This window comes from Trichococcus sp. (genome assembly GCF_049589555.1).
GTDB lineage: Bacteria > Bacillota > Bacilli > Lactobacillales > Aerococcaceae > Trichococcus.
Genome location: NZ_JBAWAZ010000119.1, coordinates 1 through 2713 on the forward strand (window position 1 = coordinate 1; position 2713 = coordinate 2713).

3 protein-coding genes and 1 pseudogene are annotated in these 2713 nt (G+C 44.7%); 3 read left to right on the forward strand and 1 reads right to left on the reverse strand.

Annotated features, from left to right (window positions below; all coding sequences use genetic code 11):
• The 3 genes and pseudogenes from WBV27_RS05075 to WBV27_RS05085 form a co-directional block, all read left to right on the forward strand.
• Nucleotides 1-533 (forward strand): annotated as a pseudogene (locus WBV27_RS05075) (aconitate hydratase); the annotation flags it as partial.
• A gap of 360 nt (nucleotides 534-893) precedes the next feature.
• The gene (locus WBV27_RS05080) at nucleotides 894-1265 is read left to right on the forward strand and encodes a hypothetical protein (RefSeq protein ID WP_424200003.1); all 372 of its coding nucleotides are present in this window, start codon (nucleotides 894-896) and stop codon (nucleotides 1263-1265) included.
• Entirely contained in the window at nucleotides 1258-1953 is a 696-nt protein-coding gene (locus tag WBV27_RS05085) for a helix-turn-helix domain-containing protein (RefSeq protein WP_424200004.1), read from the forward strand. The genes WBV27_RS05080 and WBV27_RS05085 overlap by 8 nt, the downstream gene beginning before the upstream one ends.
• Nucleotides 1954-1996: 43 nt before the next feature.
• On the opposite strand, the gene WBV27_RS05090 is transcribed toward WBV27_RS05085, so the two are convergent.
• Complete coding sequence (locus WBV27_RS05090; RefSeq protein WP_107995718.1) at nucleotides 1997-2677, reverse strand: amino acid ABC transporter permease; 681 nt, start codon at nucleotides 2675-2677, stop codon at nucleotides 1997-1999.
• Nucleotides 2678-2713 lie beyond the last annotated feature (36 nt).

Genomic DNA, 2713 nt, shown 5'->3' on the forward strand with positions numbered 1-2713 from the left:
TGATGATGCGCGGAACCTTCTCGAATATCCGTCTCAGAAACGCTTTGGCGGATGGCTTGGAAGGTGGGTTCACCAAATACATCCCGACCAACGAAATCATGCCGATTTTCGATGCCAGCGTGAAATACAAAGAAGATGGCACTGGTTTGGTCATCCTGGCCGGCGACGACTATGGGATGGGATCTTCCCGTGACTGGGCAGCAAAAGGCGCCAGACTTTTGGGCGTCGATGCGGTCATCGCGAAAAGTTTCGAACGGATCCACCGCTCCAACCTGATCATGGTGGGTGCGCTTCCGCTGGAATTCCTGAAAGGTGAAGACGCGGAAACGTTAGGATTGACAGGATTGGAAGAGTACGCGATTGCGATCACGGATGAGGTAAAACCGAATGAAGTGATCACTGTGACAGCTCAAGCTGCGGATGGAACGGAAAAAACATTCCAGGCAATCGCAAGGCTGGATTCTGAAATTGAAATCGACTACTACCGCAACAAAGGGATTTTGCCGATGGTCTTGAGAAACAAGATCAAATAAGCTTTTCTGACTTAGTTATTCCGAGCAATACGATAGATAAAGAAGCCGGCCCCGACTCCGGCTTCCAGAATACGCAAAAAGCAGGCCCGTAACAGCCTGCTTTTTGCGTATTTTACCTTTAGCAGACCATTTTTTAGAGAACAAATTCAATTTCAGGTCGTTCGGAGACTAAAAACGGTTTTATTGACTAATAAGAATGGGTACCTTATAATATTGTGTAATAATAAATATTACGTGATACGAGGTTGCTGCTATACTATGCACTGAGGAGTTGATGGATATGATTTTGATTGGTGGGATAATTTTACAGTTCCTAAAGATAAGTCAATCGCTATTCGTGTTAGGGGACATAAGGTGGATATGAGTCTAAGAATCATCCAAAAGTTGAACAATAAGCAACTCTCAACAGGAAATCGTATCTATGAATTTCGTCTGGATTTGAATTCGCGTTTAAAGGGAGCTAAGCAAGAGATTTTTGGAGACACTGATATCATCTTAAGGGGCATTTTTCAGCTAGGTCAGGAAATGGTTGAGATTGGCGAAAAATATTCATACAATAAATATGTTGTTGGCGTATTTGACAAGGCGTATTCTAATCCTTCCTTTACACCGTCGAGCTACTCTGGGCCAAGAAATGTTGATAAGACGGATATGATGGCATTGGCTCTGGATGGTTCCGTAGAGATACAAGATATGATCGAACAACTGGAAAGGGATGATACTGATGGGTAAGGAACATCTTACTTCTGAGCAATATACTGAGTTGAAGCCTTTTAAAGACGAGAAGAGCAGGTACGACGCTCCTTTTGGAAAACAATCTTTGGAAATGCAACATTTCATGGCGGCATTGGATGTTTCCAGAGAAGAGTTGATGAAAGACTACGCGATTGATGAGTTGCAATTAAAAGAATTTCTTTTTGGCACACCTGAAAAATCAGCTGAATGTAAATTTTTTTACATCTACTATGATTTAAAGAACAAAGTAGAGGAGCAGAAGGAATCCAGCAACAAGAAAGCATTGATAAAACTGCTGAATTCCGGCAGAGCATTTGAGAAAAAGATTTTTTATAAATTATTCAGAACCGTATTAGGGATTACACAAAAAGAGTTTTCGGAGATCGTTAACATGAACATATCCACCATCAGGTCATGGGAGCAAGGGAAATCTACTGCATCGGGTTCTTCACAGATGTTAATCTATATGGCGTTGCCAGATGAGGTCAAAAAAGAGTTGGAAGTCAATAAAAAAGCAGAAAACTGTAGGCCTTCTGCTGAAGTAAGGGCATTTGAAGGGACCATTCGAAGTCCAAGAGGGAAAGCTATAGTCAGAATCAAAGGCGGAAGAAAAATAAACCGCTCAAAATCTAATACAATACAAAATTTGGAAAAAGTCTCTGAAATAGTCAAGGAATTAAACTGAAAAAGAGGCAACCTCACTCAAAAATGTGAGGTCGCCTCTTTTGTCATTCCACATATAAAGATAATTTCTTCTCGATGCGTGTCTGGAAGGCAGCAAAGACGCTGCAGACTGCCCAGTAGATGAGCGCGACCAGGATATACATGGTCATGTAGTCGAACTCGCGGCCGCCGACGATCTTGGCGTTCTGGAACATTTCCGGAACGGTGATCATCGCCGCCAAAGACGAGCCTTTGATCAGATCCAAAAGCACGTTGCTCATCGGCGGAATGGCGATCCGCAGCGCTTGCGGCACGATCACTTTCCGCATGATGAACGACCACTTCAGCCCCAACGCATAAGCCGCTTCCCATTGGCCGTGGTTGACGGAATTCAACGATGAGCGGATGATTTCCGCGCTGTAGGCGGCCGAGCTCATGCTGAAGCCGATTATGGCCGCCGTGACGGCAGTGAATTGGATGCCAATGAACGGAAAGCCGAAGTAGAGCAAGAACAAAATGACCAAAGTAGGGGTTCCCCTCATGAAGGAGATGTAGAGCCGCGCCAGCCAGCGAAGTGGTTTCAACTTGGCCAGCTGCAGGAGAGCAAGGAAAAAGCCAAGCAGCGTGCCGTTCACCATGCTGGTCAACGCGATTCCAAGTGTATAGCCCATCCCTTTCAGGACGTACGGGAGGCTGTCGAGAGCCAACTCCGGATTGAAGATATACTGCCATTGGATGCCTGACATGTCTTGCCCACCTTTCTGTTCTACGTTTTTATTCTA